Source organism: Rhodopirellula sp. JB055 (assembly GCF_043100905.1).
GTDB lineage: Bacteria > Planctomycetota > Planctomycetia > Pirellulales > Pirellulaceae > Rhodopirellula.
In genome coordinates this window covers 1-2,712 of the sequence record NZ_JBICHO010000513.1, presented here as the reverse complement: position 1 = coordinate 2,712, position 2,712 = coordinate 1, and the positions used below count along the sequence as shown (strand labels likewise).

Below are 2,712 nucleotides of genomic sequence, written 5' to 3'. Positions count from 1 at the left end.
GGTCGCCTCCCCCTTCGATGCTGCTCCCATGTTGGCCGTGATGATACCCCGGTGAAGTTCTCCGATGTTGCCTCAGCCTTGGTGGACACCTTGGCGACTGGCTGCCATGCCTCTGGCAATGCTCAGCAGTTCGGCTTGCTTGCTCGGTTCAAGATCACGGAAGAGCTGCAGGAACTCAGATTCCTGATCGCCCCTGATTGGTGCTGATGTGCCCACAGGCGTGCCCACAACGACACATTGCGAGCGATCGGCCAACGTATTCGTTGACGGGTGCGGCACCCTCCGGGTGTATTGAAGAAAACACCGTGTTTTGCAGGTCGAAACGCTTCCGAGCGTTACCATCGTCAGGTGTGCGACCCCGTTTGATTCCAAAAGTTGTACCGAAAAACCCTCGGGTTGATCGTTGCGACTTGCAATCGGGAGATCTCACTAATGGCTCGTCCAAAGTCCAAAGCGCCCGCCCGTCGATTCCACGTTTCCGGGCAGTCAGTCTGCACGATCGGCGGCAAGGATTACTATCTCGGCAAGCATGATTCGCCTGAATCGCTTGCTCGCTACGCCGTCCTCATCGCGACCTACCAGGCCGGTGGGCTTTCTCTGCCAGACGATTTCTCTGTTCATTCGATCGAAGATCAGGCGTTGGCGATGGTGAACGCTTCCCACTCGGGGCTGGTTCAAAGCAACCAGAGCAACGCTCCGGTGCTGGTCAGCCACGTCACCGCTTTCTATCGCGAACATCTCAAAGAGAAATACGCAGAGAAGAACCAGGATCGCTAACGTGGCGAGCAATTGGCCGACAAGCTGGACTCGATGTTTGGCGACGTCACCGTCGATGACTTTGGACCGGTCAAACTCAAAGCGTTCCGTGATGAGTTGGTTGCCAACGGCATGCCTACCAAGTGGAAACACAAGCGCAAGAAGCCGAAGAAGCCACTCGCACGAACCTACATCAATCGAATCATCAATTCGGTCATCGGCATGTTCACGATTGCAGTGGCAGGGGAACTTGTTGACGTGTCCAAGGTTCAGCAGCTCAAGACTCTCGACACGCTACGCAACGGGCAAACAACTGCTCCCGAAACTGAACCGGTGAGGCCTGTGCCGATCGAGCATGTTCGGATGACCGCTCCGTTCCTCAGCCCAATCATCAAGGCGATGTTGCGCATCCAGGTGGCAACCGGAATGCGTCCAGGTGAGGTTTGCATCATGCGTCCCTGTGACATCGACCGGTCAGGTGACAATTGGATTTACGTCCCCAGCAAACACAAAACCGGCTGGCGTGGGAAAGCGAAGGCTGTTCCGATCATCGACGATGCCCGCGATGCGATTACTGACTTCCTGCAACGCCACCCCGAGTCGTACTGCTTCTCACCGAAAGAGGCGATGGAGTGGCGACGCGCGGTCGGTGCCGCGAAGCGAACGGCTCCACTTTCATGCGGCAACCGTAAGGGAACCAATGTGAAGAAAGATCCCAACTGACTTCCGAGAGATCACTACGATGCCCACTCCTATCGGCAAGCATTGCAGCGTGCACAAAAGGCCGCTGGAAGCCCCCACTGGTTCCCCTATCAACTCCGCCACCTGAGCGCCACGACGATCAGGGCTGCCCTTGGTGGCACAGAGGAAACGCAAGCATTGCTGGGGCACTCAACTGCCCTGATGACTGACCATTATGCCCAGAAGTCCTTAGAAGCCGCTGTGCGTGCCGCCAAGGCCGCTCCGAAGCTGTAGACGTCTTTCCAACCGAACGCACTCCCAAGCCCGCGTGGTACGCCATGCGGGCCTTTTTCTTGTGCCGTGCCGGGATTGTGCGCCCCGCTACCCAGCTTGGGATGATGGCGCCGCATGTGACCTACACTTTTCCTTTCCCCATCACCTTCGACATGTAATTCTCAAAGGCATCCGATGAATGCTTTAAAGAACATCATCCTGATTTTTTTCGGCTTCATCGTTCTATGTTGCGGGCTGGGCACCCTGGTCACCCCGTCCTCTTCATCCAACCGCACGTCATCAGGCTCATCCACCAACAAATCTTCCGCGACACCATCTGCCTCCTCGCAGGTCGCTGATACATCCAGAGAATCAACGTCCTCTGCCCCCTCCGCAGCGGCGAAGCGAGTTTTCGAGAAACGTTTGGTCGAATACGAACACGAGTCGGACCAATGGGCCAAGCGGCAAACGGAACGGGAAGAAATGCAACAGAGTCTCAAAAGTATTGCGCAGCAATTGGACGACCATGAAGACGAGAAACCAAGCATGCCGACATACGCCGCGCGGACTTGGAGCACACTGGATCGGAAATATACAACCGTCGCAACGCTGGTTGAGTTTGACGGCGAGAACGCACTCATCAAAAACGCGGACGGCAAAGAATCTTTTGTCCCAAAATCAAAACTGATTGCCGAAGACCGTGTGTATCTTGATTCAATCCTAGAAGCGACTCAGCACTTTGAGTCGTGGCGAGCCACGGGCATCGAGCTTGCAACTGAATTGGCTAAAACGAAAGCGACATTGGACCTTGGGATCGGACCGAAACCCCAAAAACCTGACTTGGCCTCGATCGACAAAGAACTCATAGACGCGGAGAAGCGTCGAATCGCGGCGGCCGAGACTCTGCGAATCGAAGCCGCCGCGAAAGCCAAAGCCGACAAGTTGAATCAGGCAAAGAAAAACGCCGCTGAGGAACTCGAACTCTTTGCGACGATCCTTGCG

General features: G+C 55.7%; 4 protein-coding genes. All 4 read left to right on the top strand.

What is annotated here, in order from left to right; genetic code table 11:
• A partial coding sequence (locus ACF8AM_RS20080; RefSeq protein WP_392557359.1) for a hypothetical protein occupies nt 1–207 on the top strand: 207 nt, incomplete at its 5' end.
• 225 nt (nt 208–432) lie between these two features.
• Nucleotides 433–777 (top strand): hypothetical protein, encoded by a 345-nt coding sequence (locus ACF8AM_RS20075; RefSeq protein ID WP_392557358.1) that lies wholly within the window; start codon nt 433–435, stop codon nt 775–777.
• Nucleotides 778–789: 12 nt separating this feature from the next.
• The gene (locus ACF8AM_RS20070) at nt 790–1,479 is read left to right on the top strand and encodes a tyrosine-type recombinase/integrase (protein ID WP_392557357.1); all 690 of its coding nucleotides are present in this window, start codon (nt 790–792) and stop codon (nt 1,477–1,479) included.
• Nucleotides 1,480–2,193: 714 nt separating this feature from the next.
• The coding region (locus ACF8AM_RS20065; protein ID WP_392557356.1) for a hypothetical protein at nt 2,194–2,712 on the top strand (519 nt) is incomplete at its 3' end.